General features: G+C 34.6%; 15 protein-coding genes. 7 read left to right on the forward strand and 8 right to left on the reverse strand.

The features are described 5' to 3' along the window. Position 1: 1 nt before the first annotated feature. Together DLK05_RS00105 and DLK05_RS00110 are read right to left on the reverse strand one after the other, a co-directional pair. Positions 2-1,036: a glycoside hydrolase family 130 protein gene (locus DLK05_RS00105; RefSeq protein WP_127341935.1), complete on the reverse strand. Its 1,035-nt coding sequence runs from the start codon at positions 1,034-1,036 to the stop codon at positions 2-4. Between the two features lie 2 nt (positions 1,037-1,038). Then, complete coding sequence (locus tag DLK05_RS00110) at positions 1,039-1,440, reverse strand: hypothetical protein (protein ID WP_127341936.1); 402 nt, start codon at positions 1,438-1,440, stop codon at positions 1,039-1,041. A gap of 208 nt (positions 1,441-1,648) precedes the next feature. On the opposite strand from DLK05_RS00110, the gene DLK05_RS18510 reads away from it, so the two are divergent. From DLK05_RS18510 to DLK05_RS00120, 3 genes are all read left to right on the forward strand, one after another. Then, a complete protein-coding gene (locus DLK05_RS18510) occupies positions 1,649-2,023 on the forward strand; it encodes a DUF7670 domain-containing protein (RefSeq protein ID WP_438830175.1) in 375 nt (124 codons plus the stop codon). Positions 2,024-2,119: 96 nt separating this feature from the next. Next, complete coding sequence (locus DLK05_RS00115) at positions 2,120-3,289, forward strand: adenylate kinase (protein ID WP_127341937.1); 1,170 nt, start codon at positions 2,120-2,122, stop codon at positions 3,287-3,289. Positions 3,290-3,566: 277 nt separating this feature from the next. Continuing rightward, positions 3,567-5,273: a hybrid sensor histidine kinase/response regulator gene (locus tag DLK05_RS00120; RefSeq protein WP_127341938.1), complete on the forward strand. Its 1,707-nt coding sequence runs from the start codon at positions 3,567-3,569 to the stop codon at positions 5,271-5,273. Between the two features lie 109 nt (positions 5,274-5,382). Here the strand turns inward: DLK05_RS00120 and DLK05_RS00125 are convergent, their stop codons facing one another. Further along, complete coding sequence (locus DLK05_RS00125) at positions 5,383-6,552, reverse strand: tetratricopeptide repeat protein (RefSeq protein WP_127341939.1); 1,170 nt, start codon at positions 6,550-6,552, stop codon at positions 5,383-5,385. A gap of 103 nt (positions 6,553-6,655) precedes the next feature. Continuing rightward, positions 6,656-9,148 carry a DNA gyrase subunit A gene (gene gyrA / locus DLK05_RS00130; RefSeq protein WP_127341940.1) on the reverse strand — a complete coding sequence of 831 codons (2,493 nt, stop codon included), beginning with the start codon at positions 9,146-9,148 and terminating at the stop codon, positions 6,656-6,658. 287 nt (positions 9,149-9,435) lie between these two features. Here gyrA and DLK05_RS00135 point away from each other — a divergent pair, with 287 nt between their 5' ends. From DLK05_RS00135 to DLK05_RS00145, 3 genes are all read left to right on the forward strand, one after another. Next, positions 9,436-11,937 carry an ATP-dependent Clp protease ATP-binding subunit gene (locus DLK05_RS00135; RefSeq protein ID WP_127341941.1) on the forward strand — a complete coding sequence of 834 codons (2,502 nt, stop codon included), beginning with the start codon at positions 9,436-9,438 and terminating at the stop codon, positions 11,935-11,937. A gap of 120 nt (positions 11,938-12,057) precedes the next feature. Then, the gene (gene tpx, locus DLK05_RS00140; protein ID WP_127341942.1) at positions 12,058-12,573 is read left to right on the forward strand and encodes a thiol peroxidase; all 516 of its coding nucleotides are present in this window, start codon (positions 12,058-12,060) and stop codon (positions 12,571-12,573) included. 56 nt (positions 12,574-12,629) lie between these two features. Next, positions 12,630-13,220 carry a 3'-5' exonuclease gene (locus DLK05_RS00145; RefSeq protein WP_127341943.1) on the forward strand — a complete coding sequence of 197 codons (591 nt, stop codon included), beginning with the start codon at positions 12,630-12,632 and terminating at the stop codon, positions 13,218-13,220. Between the two features lie 175 nt (positions 13,221-13,395). Here the strand turns inward: DLK05_RS00145 and DLK05_RS00150 are convergent, their stop codons facing one another. Beyond that, positions 13,396-13,803 carry an acyl-CoA thioesterase gene (locus DLK05_RS00150; protein ID WP_127341944.1) on the reverse strand — a complete coding sequence of 136 codons (408 nt, stop codon included), beginning with the start codon at positions 13,801-13,803 and terminating at the stop codon, positions 13,396-13,398. Between the two features lie 135 nt (positions 13,804-13,938). Between DLK05_RS00150 and DLK05_RS00155 the strand changes: the two genes are divergently transcribed. After that, entirely contained in the window at positions 13,939-14,637 is a 699-nt protein-coding gene (locus DLK05_RS00155) for a DNA-binding domain-containing protein (protein WP_127341945.1), read from the forward strand. A gap of 205 nt (positions 14,638-14,842) precedes the next feature. Here the strand turns inward: DLK05_RS00155 and carB are convergent, their stop codons facing one another. The 3 genes from carB to argH are packed head-to-tail and all read right to left on the reverse strand — an operon-like array spanning position 14,843 to position 20,575. Further along, the gene (carB, locus tag DLK05_RS00160; RefSeq protein WP_127341946.1) at positions 14,843-18,079 is read right to left on the reverse strand and encodes a carbamoyl-phosphate synthase (glutamine-hydrolyzing) large subunit; all 3,237 of its coding nucleotides are present in this window, start codon (positions 18,077-18,079) and stop codon (positions 14,843-14,845) included. Between the two features lie 13 nt (positions 18,080-18,092). Further along, positions 18,093-19,190 (reverse strand): glutamine-hydrolyzing carbamoyl-phosphate synthase small subunit, encoded by a 1,098-nt coding sequence (gene carA / locus DLK05_RS00165; RefSeq protein ID WP_127341947.1) that lies wholly within the window; start codon positions 19,188-19,190, stop codon positions 18,093-18,095. 47 nt (positions 19,191-19,237) lie between these two features. Beyond that, entirely contained in the window at positions 19,238-20,575 is a 1,338-nt protein-coding gene (gene argH / locus DLK05_RS00170; RefSeq protein WP_127341948.1) for an argininosuccinate lyase, read from the reverse strand. Positions 20,576-20,591: the final 16 nt, after the last annotated feature.

Genomic DNA, 20,591 nt, shown 5'->3' on the forward strand with positions numbered 1-20,591 from the left:
ATTAATTCAAATAGTTTAACAAATCAGATATACTTGTTATAGCCAGACAGACAGATTCATCACAAGCACCATAATAAATCCATAATTCTCCATTTTCCCTTTCTATCATACCATTAGTAAATACAACATTGGGGAAAAATCCATTCTTTTCATATTCCAATTGAGGAAGGAATACCGGACAATCTGCTTTTTTGATAATTTTTTTAGGATTATTTAGATCTAGAAGTAATAGTTTAAGGGAGTAAATACTATTATCACCTTTAGCATGATAAAGTACCAACCATCCATACTCTGTTTTAATTGGTGAGGATCCAGCACCTATCTTTTGACTTTCACTAGAAGATCCATCTGGACGCAATAAACAGAAATGATCTCCCCAGTATAGTAAATCTGGAGAGCTTGCCAACCAAATTGATGGTAAACCAAATCCTTTATTATCAGGTCGGTGTAACGCAATATATTTACCGTTGATTCTCTCTGGAAAAAGTGCAACATCTTTATTTAAAGGTGGAAATATAACCCCCATCTTTTTAACATTGACAAAATCGGATGTCTTTGCCAAAACAGTTATATAACCATCACTGGAAACAGCAGTATAATTGATATAATATACATCTCCAAATTTAACAATTCTGGCATCTTCCACACCAAAACATTCACAATCAAGAGTAGGGTAGATAAATGGTGCATCTTCAACCGTGAAATGAATACCATCTTTACTTCGTGCCAGACGCAAATGGCTTATAGTTGATAGGTAATCCTTTCCTTTATAAAGATATCCTCTTGTATCCTTATAAATTAAATCTTTGTCATCCTTTTTAATTCGGATAACATCTGCACCTTTCTCATTGTAAAATGGTATTGTAATATTTTCTTTTTCAGGAAGGCAATTTTCAGCAACTCTCATCAATAATAAAACCTCGCCCTGGTAAGTTGTTACACCAGGGTTAAAAACCCCCAAAACCTTGTACGATAGATTGGAGGGATTCACTTGAGTGGGTAGAATCAATGGATTCTGGATATGTCGCTGTAACATCTTTATGACATTTGTATTAAATTGGCAAAATCAAGGTATTTAGAAGCGTGTTCTCCATAAGAATACACATTCTCATGACTTACTTGATAGGTGCATCTTTCACCATAAATACCAGAGAATAAAATTTGATACTCCTGATCTTCTTCATCATGCATTAATATTCTATAAATATTTTCATGAATCTTCTCATGTCTAAGACTTTTCTTGCAACAGGGACAAAAAAAGCTGATTTGCTCATTTTCCTCCATTTCAAAACTGGAATGTTTTAAAATTTCGTAATCTCCTAAATGGATGCTAAATAATAGTACACCATTTCTACCTTTTTCATTTTTTGCAGCAATTACAATTCGATCTGCAACATTTAAATAACTACGGCAATGAGGACAGATATAATTTGCATTCATGATTTTTCGTTTAAAAGAGTTTCTCTAAAAAATATAAGCTTTTATAAGTAAAAAGTCAATATAAATTATTTAATATTCAGGCACATATTACCTATACAATGCAAGGGAAATAGCGATTATTTTCATTTCGGTTTTTAAATAATTATTAATTCGGTTATATTTGAGAGAAGGCGAGTAATGTTCCTTGTCTCTTAATAGAAAATTTAATTTGAAATTATTAATCACAATACTTCGATGGATAGCAAGATGTTTGGGGATATTTTTATTCCTATTTTTCATTTGGTTTACTCTTGAAATTGGAGCACCCGATATAAATCTAATGAGTAATCAGGAAATAAAGCTTTTTATAGCTAACATGTTAATGCTATTAGGTTTAATTGTAGTTTGGAAATTTGAATTTATTGGCAGCATTGTTCTCATTGGATCCTACATTTTTTTCTCTATAGTTAACTATTCATTTTGGATTGGTCCAATTTTCCCAACGTTCTTATTAATTGGATTACTACACTTTATCTGTTGGCTCTCAAGCACTATTATTCTATGCAGAAAAAGGTATTTTAACTTAGAAATGTTACTTCACTAAAATGGTTCAATCAAAAATTATAAGCCATATATATGCTATAACAATTTTTACTATTTTTGATTTTATTACTACAAAATAAATCTTAATATAATCAACATGTTAAATATTGCATTATTTGGTCCCCCAGGGGCTGGTAAAGGTACTCAGTCTAAAATGCTTGTTGAAAAATATAATTTGGCATATATTTCTACTGGTGATATTCTTAGAACTGAAATTGCAGAAGGGACAGATTTAGGACTTCAAGCAATTGATATAATAAAAAAGGGAGGATTAGTTCCAGATGAAATAATTGTTCAGATAATTGAGGAACGGATACAAACCAATACCGAAGTTAATGGTTTTCTTTTTGATGGATTTCCAAGAACTACTGTACAGGCCTATATACTGGAAGGTCTTTTGCTTAAAATGAATACAAAGCTTGATTGTATGTTGAGCCTTGAGGTGCCTACAGAACAACTTCGCAATAGAATGCTGGAACGTGCTCAAAAGGAAAACCGTCCGGATGATACAAAAGAAGTAATTGAGGTTCGCTTAAAAGAATATGAAACGAAAACAGCACCAGTAGCAAACTTCTATAAGGAAAAAGATATATATCATGGAATTGACGGTCTGGGAGGTATAAACGAAATATTCGACAGGCTGACCTCTGTTGTTGATCTTACATTAGAAAAATCGTGGATTAATATCGTTTTATTAGGACCTCCGGGATCAGGAAAAGGTACGCAAGGTCGTAAATTAGCTGAGAAATTCAATTTAGTTTACATTTCCACGGGTCATTTAATGCGTCAGGAAATAAAAAAAGGAACGGAAATGGGTAAAAGTGCCCAAACTTACATAGAGAAAGGAGATATTGTTCCTGATGAAATAGCCATCAAACTAATTGAACGTCAAATTCATAAGCACTCTGATGCTAATGGATTTATTTTTAAAGGATTTCCAAGAACTATTGTTCAAGCTTATATTCTAGATGGATTATTAAGAAAATTAGAGTCAACAGTTACCGCAACTATTAACTTAAATGTTTCCACTCTTGAATCAATAAAGCGACTAACCGCCAGAGGTAAAACATATAGCCGTAGAGCTTATGATGCTGATACGGATATTATAATTCATCGACTCGAACAGCACGATAAAAGAAGTGCAAAGGTAAATGAATACTATGAGAAGCAATTTAAAATAGATTGGGTAGATGGAGTTGGAGAAGAAGATCAGGTTTTTGAACGATTATGTAATGAAGTAAATGAATCTTTCAAAAAGATTAGATAAAAAGAAAAAAATCCAGTTTAATATTAAACTGGATTTTTTTAGTTACTGTTAAAATAAGCTGCTTGACAAGCCCAATATGACCATTAATCAAAACCAAATATTAATCATCTTTTTATTTCACTAAAATTGTAAGATAATCCTTTACTTGAAGAAATAGATTATTGCTATTAATTCAAATAATAGTATTGGTTATAGAGGATTATTTTAAACCCTCAAGTTATTCTTTTAATACTACTTATAGAGTAACAGTTAATTGTTTATTCCTATTACAATTATTATGGATATAAATAATACGATAAAAGATATTTCGATTTTATATAAATTGTCCCTTTCTATAGGACAATCTTTAGACCTAGATGAAAATTGTAATAATTTTCTAAGAACCTTAATGTCACAAAAAAAAATAGATTTTAGTGGCATGTGGATCCAAAATTCATGTCTTCCTTATTGTGATATTACTACTGGATATAAGCTTGTTTATTCATATCCACAAAAAAATGTTAATGATAAATATATTCCAGAATCTTTATTTCTGGAGAACTGTTTTAATGATTCATCTTCTTTCTCTAAAAAACTAACTAGCGATGTTTCCAAGATAATTAATTTCAGTAAAGAGGATGGAGCTATAACTTTTTACCAACTGGCAGATATCGGGTTTTTAGTACTTTATTCTTCTAAAGATGCGATATGGACTCAAAAAGAGCAAACTCAACTTATTAGTGTAATTAAAAAGTTTGCAATTTCTGTTAAAGCATGTTTATTCAATCAAAAATCAATTGAGGATTTAATCATAATTTCTACAACGAAAAATGAACTAGAGAAGGCAAAAAAAGAGGCAAAACAATCTGATAAGCTAAAAAGTGCATTTCTCTCCAACATTAGTCATGAAATTAGAACACCAATAAATGCTATCGTGGGGTTCTCGAACCTATTGAATGATAAGGATATTAATGAAAAAAAACACGAAGAATTTATAAATCTAATAGGAAAGAACAGTAGAAAATTACTAAAGCAAGTAAATAATTTGATTGATGTTTCTAAGATAGATTCCAATCAAATGCCTATTAATAAAGAATGTTTTTATGTAAATTCTGCAATACACGATCTAGATCTAAAATATAGGAAATTTCAAGATTTGAATGACAATATTACTTTGAAAGCTATAATTCCTGATGGTTGTGAGCAATTAAACATTTCTACTGATAGATCTAAACTCCTGCAAATATTTGAAAATCTACTTGATAATGCCTATAAATTTACCAAATCAGGTTGTGTTGAATTTGGTTATTACTTGGAAAACAGTCAAACTCCTGTTTTTTATATAAAGGATACTGGTGTTGGAATTCCTTCCAGTATGAAAGATGAAGTTTTTAATATTTTCAGACAAGGTCAAAATAGTTCAACAAGAAATTTTGAAGGAACAGGTATTGGATTAGCACTTTGTAAAAGATTCATCGATTTATTGGATGGTGAGATTTGGTTTCATTCAAAAGAAGGAACGGGAAGCAATTTTTATTTTAGATTATCGGGATCTGGGCAGACTAGACTAAAATTTCTTGAGAATTCAAAGCCCACAGAAGTTGAAAATGAATCATATTTAAAAGCTGTAAGTTTAAATTATACCTCTAGAAAAATTCTTATTGCAGAAGATGTAAAGTCGAACTTTAATTACTTAAACGCAATAATTGAGATGACAGATGCAGATGTGATATGGGCTAAAAATGGAAGCGAAGCAATTTCGATTTGCCAAAAAGAAGAACAAATTGATTTAATTCTAATGGATATAAGAATGCCTGAAATTGGTGGTTTAGAGGCAATAAAAAGAATTAAACAAATTAATAAAAATACACCTGTAATTGTGCAAACAGCATTCAGTTTTAATAATGAAAAAGAAGAATGTCTTCTTGCAGGAGCAAATGAATTCATCACAAAGCCAATTGATCCTCAAACTCTAATAAAAATTCTTAAAAAATACTTGGATTAAAATATATAAAATTCTTTAAATTAAATCATTCAAAGTCCTATAATTCATATTAAGTTCAATTGCATATATAAAAATATAGAGAGCTTAGATGCCCTCTATATTTTATTTTTTATTCCATTCCATCCAACTTAGCTTTTATCTCGTTGTATTTCTTCAAATAGGACTCGTTCTCATTTCTCAATTTGAAATAAAGTTCTTTCAATGCAATTAACGCACTTTTTTCATCAGGCTTCATTTCCAATACCTTCTCGAAATAAGGAACAACTTTTTCATATTCAGAATATACACCCTTAATTGCTTCGTTGTACTTCTTTGCATCCATAATTTCATTAACCTCTTTATGGTGATCAATTACAGTATTTAATTTTAGCAATCCTAAATTATATTGTGAAGTAAAATCTTTAGGGTTTAATTCTAGGGCTTTTACATACATTTCTTCAGCTTTTGCAAAGTCCTCTGTTTTCTCATACAAAGTTCCCTTAGCTCTGTAAAAAGAACCATTTGTAGGATCAATCTCAATTGCCTTATCCAAGAATTCTGCTGCTTTCTGTGGCTCGCCACCTAACATATAATAGTTAATCAATTCAACCAACATCCAAGAATCATTAGGATATAGTTCAAATCCTTTATGAAGATATGTTAAAGACTCTTCTGCCTTACCAGAATTTTTCAGAACATTTGCTAAATTAGCATATGATTTCGCTCCACCATAATTGTAATCAATTGATTTCTTGTAATATTTTGCAGCTGCTTCAAGGTTATTTGCCTTTTGAGCTGTCATAGCTGCATTAAAAATAACTGCAGTATCAACAACAGGATTATCTTTAAACATATCCAATCCTTCAATTTCCAATACACGTTCAAAAGCAGCTAATGCACCAGTAAAATCTCCCTCATTATAGCGATTAACTGCTTCATTAGTAAAATCTGGAATCATGTTTGTCATTTGTGCTTTAACAGGCTTTTTCATTTTACCTTTTTGATCTAATTCAAGAGCTTTTAAATATGCCTCATAAGCAACATTAAGAGGATTCTTGGCCAAATCTTTATAGGCGGGAAGTGGACTTTCGAATATACCCTGATAAACTCTCCCTTTTACAAGATATGCTTTTGGGTAAGCCACACATTTCTCATTTTGAATTCCTTTATCAATAGCCTCCTTGGCTTTATCTAACTTACCTGAAGTTAAATAATTTTGTGCCCCAGTTACTTTACTTTTTTGTGCGAATACAGCAGAAACACACAAAAGCATAACTAGAATGAATGATAATTTTTTCATAATCAATGTTTAGTTTTTATAACAATCTCGACAAAAATATATTTTTATTTTTGATTTAGAATAAGATTGATCTTTTTATAATTAATCTAAGTTTATTTACGAACTATACCTCTCCTACTACAGGTGTCTCTGTTTCAGACTCATCTTCATCACCTGATGAGTTTACTTTAGCTACAGCAGCTATAGAATCATTTTTCTTACTAAGATTAATAAGTCGAACTCCCTGTGTAGCACGTCCCATTACTCTTAAATCTGAAACAGCCATACGAATTGTAATTCCTGATCGATTAATAATCATTAAATCATCCGCATTACTTACATTCTTAATAGCAATCAAATCACCTGTTTTCTCTGTTACACTAATGGTTTTCACACCTTTACCACCACGTTTTGTAATTCGATAATCATCAATATTAGAACGCTTCCCAAATCCATTCTCTGAAACAACCAGGATGTCCTCAGATCCATTCTCGACACATATCATGCCAATAACTTCATCATTCTCATCCTTCAAGGTAATTCCTCTTACTCCGGAAGCAGTCCTTCCCATTGGACGAACCTGAGCCTCAGCAAATCGAATTGCTTTACCGGAACGAACCGCTATTAAAATTTCATTATTCCCATTTGTTAATTTAGCCTCTAACAAATGGTCATCTTCACGTATTGTGATTGCATTTACACCATTAATTCTAGGGCGTGAATATGCTTCTAAAGGAGTTTTCTTAATTACACCTTTTTTAGTACAAAGGACAATGTAATTATTATTGATATATTCTTCTTCCTTCAAATTCAATACATTAATATACGCCTTCACTTTATCATCAGGCTCAATATTTAGCAGATTTTGAATTGCCCTACCTTTAGATTGCTTTGTTCCTTCAGGAATTTCGTAAACCTTCAACCAAAAACACTTCCCTTTTTCAGTAAAGAACAACATAGTATTATGCATAGTAGCCATAATCATATGCTCTAAGAAATCTTCCTCTCGGGTTATACTTCCTTTAGAACCTACACCTCCCCTATGTTGAGTTTTAAATTCTGCAAGTGGTGTACGTTTAATGTATCCCATATGAGAAATAGTTATTACCATTTCTTCATCTGCATAAAAATCTTCAGGATTAAATTCTTCGGAAGCATAAACAATTTCAGTTCTTCTTTCATCGCCATATTTTGCTTTCACTTCCAAAAGCTCTTCTTTTATGATATCCATTCTCATAGATTCATTTTGCAGAATAGCATTAAGATGATCAATAAGTTTCATCAATTCATTATATTCCGCATGCAATTTGTCGCGTTCCAGACCGGTAAGTTTCTGTAAACGCATATCTAGAATAGCCTTGGCTTGGATTTCATCCAAATCAAAATTACTCATTAATCCGAGTCTTGCTTCTTCCGGTGTTTTAGAGCCGCGAATCAAAGCAATTACCTGATCAATGTTGTCTAATGCAATAATTAAACCCTTAAGGATATGAGCTTTAGCCTCAGCTTGTCTTAATTCAAATTGAGTTCTTCTAACAACAACATCATGACGATGTTCTATAAAATAGTCTATCAATTCTTTTAAGTTAAGAAGCTTTGGACGCCCCTTCACAAGTGCAATATTATTAACACTAAACGAATTTTGCATTTGTGTGTACTTGAATAGTTTATTCAATACAACATTTGCAATCGCATCTCTTTTCAGGTCGAAAACAATTCTCATACCATTACGATCCGATTCATCGTTCACATTCGAAATGCCATCAATTTTTTTGTCGTTAATCAAATCGGCTGTCTTCATAATCAATTCAGCCTTATTGACCATGTATGGTATCTCTGTTACAATAATTTTTTCACGACCATTGTCAGATGTTTCGATATTTGTTTTTGCACGAACGACAACTCGCCCCTTTCCGGTTTCGAATGCTTCCTTTACCCCTTGGTAACCGTAAATAGTTCCTCCTGTTGGAAAATCCGGAGCCTTTACGATACGAATCAATTCATCTATTTCAACCTCTTTATTATTAATCGAGAGAACAATCGCATCGATAACATCAGATAGATTGTGAGGTGGCATATTCGTTGCCATTCCCACAGCAATTCCGGAAGCTCCATTTACTAAAAGGTTAGGAATCCGTGTTGGCAACACAGTTGGTTCTTTTAATGACTCGTCAAAATTGGGAACCATATCCACTGTATCTTTCTCAAGATCTGACAAAGTTTCCTCAGCAATACGATTCATTCTTGCTTCGGTGTAACGCATTGCAGCAGGACTATCACCATCAACGGACCCAAAATTTCCTTGCCCATCGATCAAAGGATAACGCAACGACCAGCTTTGAGCCATACGAACCATTGTCATGTATACAGAACTATCACCATGTGGATGATACTTTCCTAATACCTCACCAACAATTCTTGCAGATTTTTTGTACGGTTTATTAGCAGTAGTTCCCAATTCTCCCATTCCAAATAAAACTCTTCGGTGAACTGGTTTTAAGCCATCTCTAACATCTGGTAGAGCTCTGGAAACGATTACCGACATTGAATAATCAATATAAGCCGATTTCATTTCCTCTTCTATATTAATGCGTATAATTCTCTCTCCCGTGGTCATTTATATTTAATTTAAAATTCTATACTTTTCTAAGATCTACAAAAGTAACAAAATAAGTAGATTTTGCGTAAGAAATAGTGCTATATTTGAAGGGGAATTAAGATAAATATTAAGGGATTAAGCATTATTGCTTGATTACTAGATTAATTCTGTTTTCTATTGTATTCTTCATCGAAAATTGATTGCCATTTTAAGCTTCAATCTAATTTTTTTTCATTATTTTAATGTTACTTTTAACTATACGAATCATATTATTTCAAATTTGATAAATTTTAAAAACCTACCATATGGATTCAAAATTTTCACCTCGCATAAAGGATGTTCTTTCATACAGCAAAGAAGAAGCTGAAAGGCTTGGGAACACAGCCATTGGAACAGAACACCTCTTTTTAGGGATTCTTCGGGAAGGAGAAGGAATTGCGGTTGACATTCTCATTTCACTGGGAGTTGATCTTTACGATATCCGAAAAAGTATTGAGAAACAACTCAAATCTGATTCAATAAGTGAATTAGATCAAGAAAATATACCACTTCAAAGATCTGCAGAAAGAGTTCTTAAATTAATTTATTTGGAGGCAAAAGCCTTAAAGAATAATACAATTGACACCAGCCATCTTTTGCTCGCAATATTAAAAGATGAAAAAAGTATGGTAACTCAAATTCTAGATGATCAGTCAATTGATTATAATAAAGTGAAACAGAACCTTAAAACCCTATTCCCTAAAGCACAAGCAGACTACCCTTCTGACGAACCAGGTGGTAAAAGTGGAATGTCCGGAGGTGATCCTAAACGATCCGGAGTCAGAGGTAAATCGGAGACTCCGGTTCTTGATAATTTTGGTATTGACATTACGAAATCGGCAGAAGAAGGAACTTTAGACCCTATTGTTGGGCGTGAAACCGAAATTGAAAGACTCGCTCAAATACTTAGCCGTAGAAAGAAAAATAATCCTATACTAATAGGAGAACCAGGAGTTGGTAAATCTGCGATAGCAGAAGGTCTTGCCCTCCGAATTATTCAGAAAAAAGTTTCCAGAGTTTTATTCGGGAAACGAGTTGTTACACTTGATTTGGCTTCTATTGTTGCAGGAACAAAATATCGTGGCCAATTTGAAGAGAGGATGAAAGCTATTTTGAATGAATTATCCAAAACAAGCGATATTATTCTCTTCATTGATGAAATACATACGATTGTTGGTGCTGGTGGTGCTACAGGTTCTCTGGATGCTGCGAATATGTTGAAACCAGCTTTAGCCAGAGGCGAAATTCAATGCATTGGAGCCACTACATTGGACGAATACCGTCAAAATATTGAAAAAGATGGAGCATTGGAACGCAGGTTTCAGAAGGTAATGGTAGAACCTACCTCTCCTGAGGAAACTATTGTTATTCTAAACAATATCAAGGAAAGATACGAAGATCACCATAGTGTTTACTATACCGACGAAGCTATAGAGGCTTGTGTAAAACTTACCTCGAGGTACATTAGCGATAGATATCTTCCAGATAAGGCAATTGATGCTTTGGATGAAGCTGGATCAAGAGTTCATATTTCAAACATTCATGTTCCGGTTATTATTGAGGAATTAGAGAAAAAAATAGAGGAAACTCGTCAAAATAAAATTAAAGCTGTTAAGGCTCAGAAATTTGAATTAGCAGCCAGTTTTCGGGATAAAGAAAAAAACTTCACCGATGATCTTGAAAGAGAAAAAGATAAGTGGGAACAAGAGCTTAATCTTAAAAAAGAAAAAGTTTCAGGAGAAGATATCGCAGAAGTAGTGGCGATGATGACTGGCGTTCCGGTAAAAAGAATTGCACAGGCGGAAGGGTCGCGATTATTACAAATGAATACTGAACTTCAAGGCAGAGTTGTTGGACAAAAAGATGCAATTGCAAAAATCGTTAAAGCCATTCAGAGAAATCGTGCTGGTTTAAAGGATCCGAATAAACCAATCGGAACCTTTATTTTTCTTGGACCTACAGGAGTTGGCAAAACTCAATTAGCAAAAGTCTTATCTGAATATTTATTCGACAGTCATGATGCTCTAATTAGAATTGATATGAGTGAATATATGGAGAAATTTGCTGTTTCCAGATTGGTTGGAGCACCTCCGGGATATGTTGGATACGAAGAAGGCGGACAACTTACCGAGAAAGTTAGAAGAAAACCATATTCCGTTGTTTTATTGGACGAGATTGAAAAAGCTCATCCTGATGTATTTAATATTCTATTACAATTACTGGATGACGGTCAACTTACTGATAGCTTAGGTCGAAGAGTCGATTTTAAGAATTGCATTATTATCATGACCTCTAATATTGGTAGTCGGGAACTGAAAGATTTTGGCAAAGGCATAGGTTTCCAGGCAGGTAGTTCTGAATCTAACGATTATACTAGTAGCATAATTCAAAAAGCCCTTAAAAAAGCTTTCGCTCCTGAGTTTTTGAATAGAATAGACGATTTGGTAATGTTTAACTCTCTCACTCAAAAGGATATTCATAAAATAATTGATATCGAACTTGATGGTTTATACAAAAGAGTAAATGACTTAGGCTATAAAATTAAAATATCTTCAGCAGCCAAAGATTTTATTGCCGAAAAAGGTTACGATGTTCAATTTGGAGCCAGGCCACTTAAACGAGCTATTCAAAAATATCTGGAAGATGAAATGGCTGAAGTAATAATTAAAGCCAGCATATCCGAAGGAGATACTATTTCAGTTGGACTGGATAAATCAAAGATGAAAATCACGACAAAGATTTTGAAACATCACAAAGAATTAGAATAAATTTAAAGCCGAAGTTTTCTTCGGCTTTTTTTTTGCTAATACGCTTCGATTTATATTATTTTTATTTAGAATAAATAGAAAACAATTTTTATCTTTGATCATAACACAAAATATATAATTATGAATAAAAACAATAGCAAAGTAACTTTTGCAGGAAATGCAATGACTTTAGTAGGTACAGAAATTGAAATTGGTAGAACTGCAGAAAATTTTACTGCACTAGATCAAGGCCTAACTCCTATTCAACTTTCTGATTTTAATGGTAAAGTAAAGATTCTTTCAGTGTTTCCATCTATTGATACTGGTGTCTGTTCAGCACAAACTCACCGATTTAATAAAGAGGCTGCTTCTCTTAATGAAAACATCCAAATAATAACACTTTCTAATGATCTTCCATTTGCATTGGGACGTTTTTGTGGAGCGGAAGGTATTGATAATCTAATTACACTTTCAGACCATAAAGAATTAGATTTCGGTTTAAAATACGGATTCGTTGTTGAAGAACTTCGCCTTCTTGCCAGAGGTGTTGTAGTACTTGATAAAAACAATACCGTTCAACACATTGAATATGTACCTGAAATGACAAATGAGCCAAACTACGAGGCTGCTTTAAAAGTTGCCAAAAGCTTGGTATAAACCAGAATAAAATAAAAAAATAAAGCTCCTTTGGGAGCTTTTTTAAATTTCGAAATATGTATTTATTTTTTGACACAGAAACAACCGGACTACCTAAAAGATGGAATGCTCCAATTACTGATTTGAATAACTGGCCTAGAATGGTACAACTTGCCTGGTTGCTCTACGACAACAAAAATCAGGAGATTAAGCGAACAAACAGAATCATTATTCCTGAGGGATATATGATTCCTCAGGAAGCCTCTAATATTCATGGAATATCAACAAACAGAGCTATAAATGAAGGAATTGATTTGACTGAAGCCTTAGAGGAATTTGCATGTGTTTTAAATGAGTCCAGCTTTTTGATTGCTCACAATATTAGTTTTGATGAAATGATAGTGGGTGCAGAATTTTTACGAAAGAACATTACAAATCGACTAAGAGAGATACCAAAAATCTGTACCATGAAGACGACAAGCTCAATATGTAAGATTCCTGGAAGAAGTGGCTACAAATGGCCTAATTTAACAGAGTTACACCAAACACTTTTTAACAAAGGATTTGACGGTACTCATGATGCATTGGCTGATGTAGTTGCTTGTGCTGATTGTTTTTTCGAGCTTAAAAAAACCGGAATGTATCAACAGCAAGGAAGCTTATTTTAAAAAATAATGACTATCCCAAAAGTGTGTAAGTAAAGTTATCCTGATTTATTGAAAACACCTAACAGCTCCTAAAAAGATAAAATTAATATAGGAATCGATAACTTAAAGCACACTTATTATGGGATCTAAAGAATTAGAAGAAAGCAAATTTATATATTCAATATATGTGATCCGTTTAATTTTGAAGATGCTCGGCAAATAGCTTATCGAATATTTCTCCTTTTGTAAGTCGTCCATTCACCAGGCAAATGGCATACACTTTCCCCTTAGCACATAGCTTATTATCCGATAAGCGATAAATATCTTCCTTAAAAACCAGCTTCACTCCTTCTCTTTCAATGTTCATGCGTACTTCAAACTCATCACCACTGGTTAGAGAGCTTTTATAATCAATTTCGATTCGCGATACCATGGCATCAATTCCTTGCTCGTGTAAGGTTTTAAAATTATTGCCTATGGATTGTAAAAACTCATGTCGGGCGTGTTCCAGATAATTCTGATAAACGGAGTTATTCACCACTCCTTGCAAATCGCATTCGTAGTCGCGCACCTTTAGGGCTAGTGTGAAAATATAATTTTTCATATCTGTAATTCTCTTGTTATTTAGCTGTTTACTGGTGATTCTTTACTGATTTGAGAGCATAAAACTATACAATTTGTTGGAATATTTTGAATTATGACTAACTTAATATTTCTAAAATCTTAAATACTACATTACATGATTACCTATTACTTAAAAGAAAATCCATTTAAAAAGGGAGAAGATGAATTCTATGGTATCCCCTTTACGATGGGAAAGATGGATCGAAAAGAGCTTATAAAAGAATGTGCCAAAGAAGGAAGTGGTATTACTGTACCTGAAGCCGAAAGTATGCTTTCCCGATTAGAAACAGTGATTGGGGAGTCGTTACAAAAAGGTTTCACCATAAACACTCCACTCTTTAATATTCAGCCAAGTATAAAAGGTGTATTTACCGGATGGCATGATGTTTTTGATCCCCAAAAACATCAAATTCAATTTAGTATATCGGCAGGAGTTCTTTTAAAAAACTATGCTCAGGAAAGTAAACTGCACAAGATTCCTCCTCAAAAATCAGTAGTCAATATTATAAATATTAAAAACCATTCCGAAAATAGTACTGCCCAAAATATTAAGAAAGGAAGTATTCTCGAAGTAAATGGACAAAAACTTAAGTACGACATAACAGATTCGGCACAGGGTATATTTCTGGTGGGTGATGATGGCATAGAAACAAAAATTAGAATTGTGATAAAAAATACTGGTGGTTGCCAAATATTTCAGATTCCTCTTAGTTTAAAAGTGGGAAATTACATCCTGCAAATTAAAACTTTACCAGCTCGCTACAAAACTATTAAGCTAGGAGTATATGATGAAACCTTAAGGATTACTGATTAGAAACAGAGGTGTTGTATTCAAATCAAGACTGTGATTTATTACAAATCATGTACCTGATTAAATTTAAATCAGATATATGATTTAAACTAAATTAAGCATCTGATTTAATTTAAAAGAGGAGCTTGATTGCCACTAAAGATCTATACTATTTATCCAGACCAGACAGGTTTTAAAAACCTGTCTGGTCGAATATATAATTATAAGTTTACCACTCCTGTTTTTCTACGTATTCGTTGTAGCTATGGATTCCCAAGTCTGCTTCTGACTTTTTACAAAAGGAATAAATAAAGGCACTAGCCAATCGGGCATTGGTTACCAATGGTACATTAAAATCGATGGCACTACGGCGAATTTCATAATCGTTATTCAGCTCTGTTTTGCTTAGATTTTTTGGAATATTTATTACCAAATCCACCTTACGATCGCGAATTAAATTCACAGCATTTTTGGGGTCATCTTCATCGGGCCATGCTATACTTTCAATGCTTACACCATTCTCCTTTAAAAATTTTGCAGTACCTCTAGTGCCATACAATTTAAGTCCTCGCTCCTCCAGCATTTTAGCACTTTTCAACAACTCCAATTTAGAGCGAATGGGGCCACTACTAATTAATACAGCATTGTTCGGTATGCGATAACCTACTGATATCATTGATTTTAATATTGCATCGTAATAATCTGCACCAATACAGCCAACTTCCCCTGTTGAAGACATATCAACACCTAAAACAGGGTCTGCTTTTGATAGTCGGGAGAACGAAAATTGGGAAGCTTTTACGCCTATATGTTCCAATTCGAACATGGATGGCAGATTGTTTCCGATATGGATATCCAGCATTGCCTGTGTTGCGGTTTCTACAAAATTAAAGTCCATTACTTTCGATACAAACGGGAAACTACGACTTGCCCGCAGATTACATTCTATCACTTTTATATCGTTGTCTTTTGCCAAAAGCTGCATATTAAACGGACCAGTTATGTCCAGCGATTTTGCAATTTTTCGTGCAATTTTTCGAATACGACGAATGGTTTCGAAGTATAATTTTTGTGGTGGAAAAACCAAAGTAGCATCCCCTGAGTGAACTCCGGCAAACTCCACATGTTCCGAAATGGCATCGATAATAATCTCTCCATTTTTTGCCACTCCATCAAATTCGATCTCTTTGGCTTCCTGTATAAATTCACTAACTACAACGGGATATTGCTTAGAGACCTGAGCAGCCAATTCGAGGAAATGTCCCAATTCTTCCCGATTGGATACCACGTTCATCGCTGCACCCGAAAGCACATAACTAGGGCGAATCAGTACCGGGAAACCCACCACTTCAATAAACTTATGAATAGCCTCGATGCTGGTTAACTCACTCCATCGCGGCTGATCGATCTTTAAATCGTCCAACATAGCTGAAAACATCTGACGATTTTCTGCCCGGTCGATAGATTCCGGGGAAGTACCTAAAACCTTCACATTTGCCTTGTGCAATCGCATGGCCAGGTTATTGGGGATCTGTCCTCCTACTGATACAATAACGCCGCGTGGCGATTCAAAGTCGATAATATCCAGTACTCTTTCAAAAGAAAGTTCGTCGAAATATAAGCGATCGCATACATCGTAATCAGTACTCACCGTTTCCGGATTATAATTGATCATGACAGAACGCAATCCGGCTTTATTAACCGCATTTAAGGCATTTACACTACACCAGTCGAATTCTACAGAAGAACCTATGCGATAAGCTCCCGATCCTAAAACAATTACCGATTTATGATCCCCTTGGTATTCAATATCATTTTCATCTCCACTATAAGTTAGATAGATGTAATTGGTTTGTGCGGGATATTCGGCTGCCAGAGTATCTATTTGCTTCACTACCGGAACAATACCTCTTTCCTTACGGTAATTTCTTACCTCCAGCAATTCCGATTCCATATTCGTGTTTTCCGGCTTTAAAACAAAGCGTGCTATTTGAAAATCAGAAAATCCATAAACTTTAGAAGCCTTAAGTAAGTTATCATGTAAATCCTGTAACTGGTTATATTTCTGAAGATCCCACTTTATCTTGGTGATGTGTTCCAGCTTGCTTAGGAACCATTTATCAATGGCAGTTAACGAATGAACTTTATCGATGCTATATCCTTTTTCAAAAGCCTGTGCAATGGAAAATATCCTCATATCTGTAGGATGCGATAATTCCTGATCAACATTTTCGAATTTGGAATGCACATTGCCCACAAAGCCATGCATGCCCTGTCCGATCATTCGCAGACCTTTTTGAATAGCTTCCTCGAAATTACGACCAATAGCCATCACCTCGCCAACGCTCTTCATGCTCGAACCAATTTCTTTAGTAACGCCTTCGAACTTATTCAAATCCCAACGTGGAATTTTGCAAACAACGTAATCTAATGCTGGTTCAAAGCAAGCAGTTGTAGTTTGAGTTACTGCATTTTTTAATTCATGTAAAGCATAGCCTAAGCCTAATTTGGCCGCTACTGCCGCCAATGGATAACCCGTTGCCTTCGATGCTAACGCCGATGATCTGGAAAGTCTGGCGTTCACCTCAATAACCCGGTAATCCTCGGAATTTGGATCCAGAGCATACTGTACATTACATTCTCCCACCACACCCATATGGCGAATAATTTTAATGGCTAAGGCTCTTAGTTTATGATATTCGGAATTTGTAAGTGTTTGAGATGGTGCAATTACAATACTTTCGCCGGTATGGATTCCTAACGGATCAAAATTCTCCATATTACAAACTGTAATACAGTTATCGTAGGCATCACGAACTACTTCATATTCCACTTCCTTCCAGCCTTTCAGCGATTCTTCTACCAAAATCTGGTTGGAGTAAGACAAAGCATTTTCCGCCAGTTTCTTGAGCTCCTCTTTATTGGAACAAAAACCACTTCCTTGTCCGCCTAAGGTAAATGCCGCACGAATAATAATTGGAAAACCTAGTTTATCCGCTGCTATTAATGCATCATCAATCGATTCTACCGCAAAGCTCCGTGGGGTTTTTACATCAATCTTACGAAGTTCATTGGCAAATATTTCCCGATCTTCTGTTTTAATAATCGTTTCGATAGGTGTTCCCAAGACCTGAAGATTGTATTTCTCCAGAATGCCGGATCGATACAATTCTATTCCACAATTTAATGCTGTTTGTCCACCAAAAGCGAGTAGAATACCATCTGGTTTCTCTTTTAGGATTACTTGCTCCACAAAAAAAGGAGTAACCGGCAAAAAATAGATTTGATCGGCAACTCCTTTAGAGGTCTGCACTGTGGCAATATTGGGATTTATAAGTACCGTAGAGATACCTTCCTCTTTCATAGCTTTTAAAGCCTGCGAACCGGAATAGTCGAATTCTCCAGCTTCTCCAATCTTAAGTGCTCCCGAACCTAATAACAGTACTTTCTTTATATCTTCTTTCATCTTATATCTGGATTTATTTGGCTTGCTTTTGATTTTTAAACTCCTCTATCATTTGAATGAAATCATCGAACAGAAATTCTGTGTCGGTTGGACCGCTAGAAGCTTCGGGGTGAAATTGAGAGGCAAAAAATGGCTTATTCCGGTGTTTGATTCCTTCACAAGTATTATCATTTGCATTCACAAACAAAGTTTCCCATTCTTCGGGCAAGCTTTTCATATCAATTGCATATCCATGATTCTGCGAGGTGATAAAACAGCGTTTACTTCCTGATAAAACAACTGGTTGATTATGACTACGGTGACCGTATTTCAACTTATAGGTATCCGCTCCAGCCGCCAATGCCATCAACTGTGTTCCCAAACAAATTCCCATTATGGGAGTGTCCTTTTCGAAAACCTTCTTCAGATTTTCTATGGCTTTACTATTTTGTTTTGGATCTCCCGGACCATTGGAAATGAACAATCCGTCGTATTCTTCCAGCGTAAAATCGTAATCGTGAGGCACACGAATAACCGTAGTATCGTGTTTCAATAAACAGCGTATGATATTGTTCTTCACACCACAATCCAAAAGAAGTATCTTATGCTTGCCATCTCCATATATCTTTTTTTCTGGAATACTAACCTGAGCTACCAAATTCTCCAGGTTAGGATCTTTCCATTCCGTTTCCTGATCTTCAAACACAATTTTTGCAAGCATACTTCCATTCTCTCGTAATTTTTTGGTTAAGGCTCGTGTATCCAATCCGTATAAACCTGGTATTTTGTTCTGCTTCATCCAATCGCCAAGACTAAGACTTGCGTTCCAGTGGCTAAATTCCTCGGTATAATCAGAAACAATAAAAGCTGATACCTGAATTTTATCCGATTCATAGAAACGAAACAGATCATCCTCTTGAAAATTACCCGGAACCCCGTAATTACCTATTAATGGAAAAGTACTTACCAAAATTTGACCCTTATAGGATGGATCAGTAAGACTTTCGGGATAACCAGTCATTGCGGTATTAAATACCATTTCTCCAGCAATAGATTTCTGATATCCAAATGATGTGCCGACATACTCCGATCCATCTTGCAATATTAATTTAGCTTTTGTCTGTTGTGACATAAAAGTTTTATAAAATGGTTAATTATTAGATTTTATTATTAGTGGTTTTAAATGCGATTTAAAAGATTCATGTATGCTTCTTTCGTTCTGTTGAAGTTAAATTCAATGAAGGTTTCATTCATCTTTTCCACGATTTTATCATTACATAGATTTCCAAGACTACCTTCATGAACGTGTTTCAGCTTTCCGTTGTATTTAAACTCTCCAGCCTCTACAATCTGACCTACCTTTTTATAGGCATCCCGAAAAGGTACACCTTCCAAAACCATTCGATTTACTTCCTCCACTGTAAACAAATATTTGTAACGCTCCTCTTTCAAAACATCCTTATTTATTTTCACTTCGGAAAGCATAATTCTTGTCATTTCCAAGCAGGCAATCATTCGATCGAAAGCAGGCATAAAAAATTCCTTAGTAAGTTGATAATCTCTGTGGTAACCAGAAGGTAGATTCGAAGTTACTGCCTGAATTTGGGCTGGTAACATTTGCAATGCATTTGCATGAGCACGAATTAGCTCGAACACATCAGGGTTCTTTTTGTGTGGCATAATGCTGCTTCCAGTGGTTAATTCATCAGGGAAACTCAAGAAATTGAAATTCTGGCTATTGTACAAGCAAGCATCCATCGCCAATTTAGCAATGGTCATAGCCATGTTGGCTAAAGCTGAAAGAACGGTAAACTCCATTTTACCACGTCCCATTTGTGCATATACTACATTATAGCTCAGATCTCTAAATCCAAGTAATTCGGTAGTCATTTGTCTGTCCAAGGGAAATGAAGATCCATACCCAGCACCCGATCCCAATGGATTTTGATTTACCACTTTATAAGCAGATTGCAATACTAGTAAATCATCGGTTAAACTTTCGGCATAAGCTCCAAACCACAATCCAAATGATGATGGCATGGCAACCTGAAGGTGCGTATATCCTGGAATCAATACATTTTTGTACTGGTTACTTTTTGCAATCAACTCATCAAAAAGCAATCTGCTCTCGCGAACAATTTCTTCCAATTTGTTTCTGGTAAAAAGCTTTAAATCCAGTAATACCTGATCGTTTCTGGATCGGCCACTGTGTATTTTCTTTCCCACATCGCCTAACTCCTTGGTCAGCAAAAACTCAACCTGGGAGTGAACATCTTCAATTCCGTCCTCTATTACAAAAGCATCATTTTTAATAGCAGAATAGATCTTTCTCAATTCCTCCTGAATTAATTTCAGTTCTTTTTTCTCCAATAATCCAATAGATTGAAGCATTTCGGTATGAGCTAAAGATCCCAAAACATCGAATGCCGCTAATTGCAGATCCAGTTCCCGATCCTTACCAACCGTAAATCGTTCTATTTTTTTATCAATTTTTACACCTTTGTCCCAAAGTTTCATGAGTTTTGTTTTTTGT

It is taken from the genome of Ancylomarina longa (genome assembly GCF_003996985.1).
Taxonomy (GTDB): domain Bacteria; phylum Bacteroidota; class Bacteroidia; order Bacteroidales; family Marinifilaceae; genus Ancylomarina_A; species Ancylomarina_A longa.

What these genes read in the sequence shown, in the direction of transcription:
- DLK05_RS00105 (WP_127341935.1), bottom strand. Translation starts at nt 1,036, where the DNA reads ATGTTACAGCGACATATCCAGAATCCATTGATTCTACCCACTCAAGTG.
- DLK05_RS00110 (WP_127341936.1), bottom strand. Translation starts at nt 1,440, where the DNA reads ATGAATGCAAATTATATCTGTCCTCATTGCCGTAGTTATTTAAATGTT.
- DLK05_RS00115 (WP_127341937.1), top strand. Translation starts at nt 2,120, where the DNA reads ATGTTAAATATTGCATTATTTGGTCCCCCAGGGGCTGGTAAAGGTACT.
- DLK05_RS00120 (WP_127341938.1), top strand. Translation starts at nt 3,567, where the DNA reads ATGGATATAAATAATACGATAAAAGATATTTCGATTTTATATAAATTG.
- DLK05_RS00125 (WP_127341939.1), bottom strand. Translation starts at nt 6,552, where the DNA reads ATGAAAAAATTATCATTCATTCTAGTTATGCTTTTGTGTGTTTCTGCT.
- gyrA (WP_127341940.1), bottom strand. Translation starts at nt 9,148, where the DNA reads ATGACCACGGGAGAGAGAATTATACGCATTAATATAGAAGAGGAAATG.
- DLK05_RS00135 (WP_127341941.1), top strand. Translation starts at nt 9,436, where the DNA reads ATGGATTCAAAATTTTCACCTCGCATAAAGGATGTTCTTTCATACAGC.
- tpx (WP_127341942.1), top strand. Translation starts at nt 12,058, where the DNA reads ATGAATAAAAACAATAGCAAAGTAACTTTTGCAGGAAATGCAATGACT.
- DLK05_RS00145 (WP_127341943.1), top strand. Translation starts at nt 12,630, where the DNA reads ATGTATTTATTTTTTGACACAGAAACAACCGGACTACCTAAAAGATGG.
- DLK05_RS00150 (WP_127341944.1), bottom strand. Translation starts at nt 13,803, where the DNA reads ATGAAAAATTATATTTTCACACTAGCCCTAAAGGTGCGCGACTACGAA.
- DLK05_RS00155 (WP_127341945.1), top strand. Translation starts at nt 13,939, where the DNA reads ATGATTACCTATTACTTAAAAGAAAATCCATTTAAAAAGGGAGAAGAT.
- carB (WP_127341946.1), bottom strand. Translation starts at nt 18,079, where the DNA reads ATGAAAGAAGATATAAAGAAAGTACTGTTATTAGGTTCGGGAGCACTT.
- carA (WP_127341947.1), bottom strand. Translation starts at nt 19,190, where the DNA reads ATGTCACAACAGACAAAAGCTAAATTAATATTGCAAGATGGATCGGAG.
- argH (WP_127341948.1), bottom strand. Translation starts at nt 20,575, where the DNA reads ATGAAACTTTGGGACAAAGGTGTAAAAATTGATAAAAAAATAGAACGA.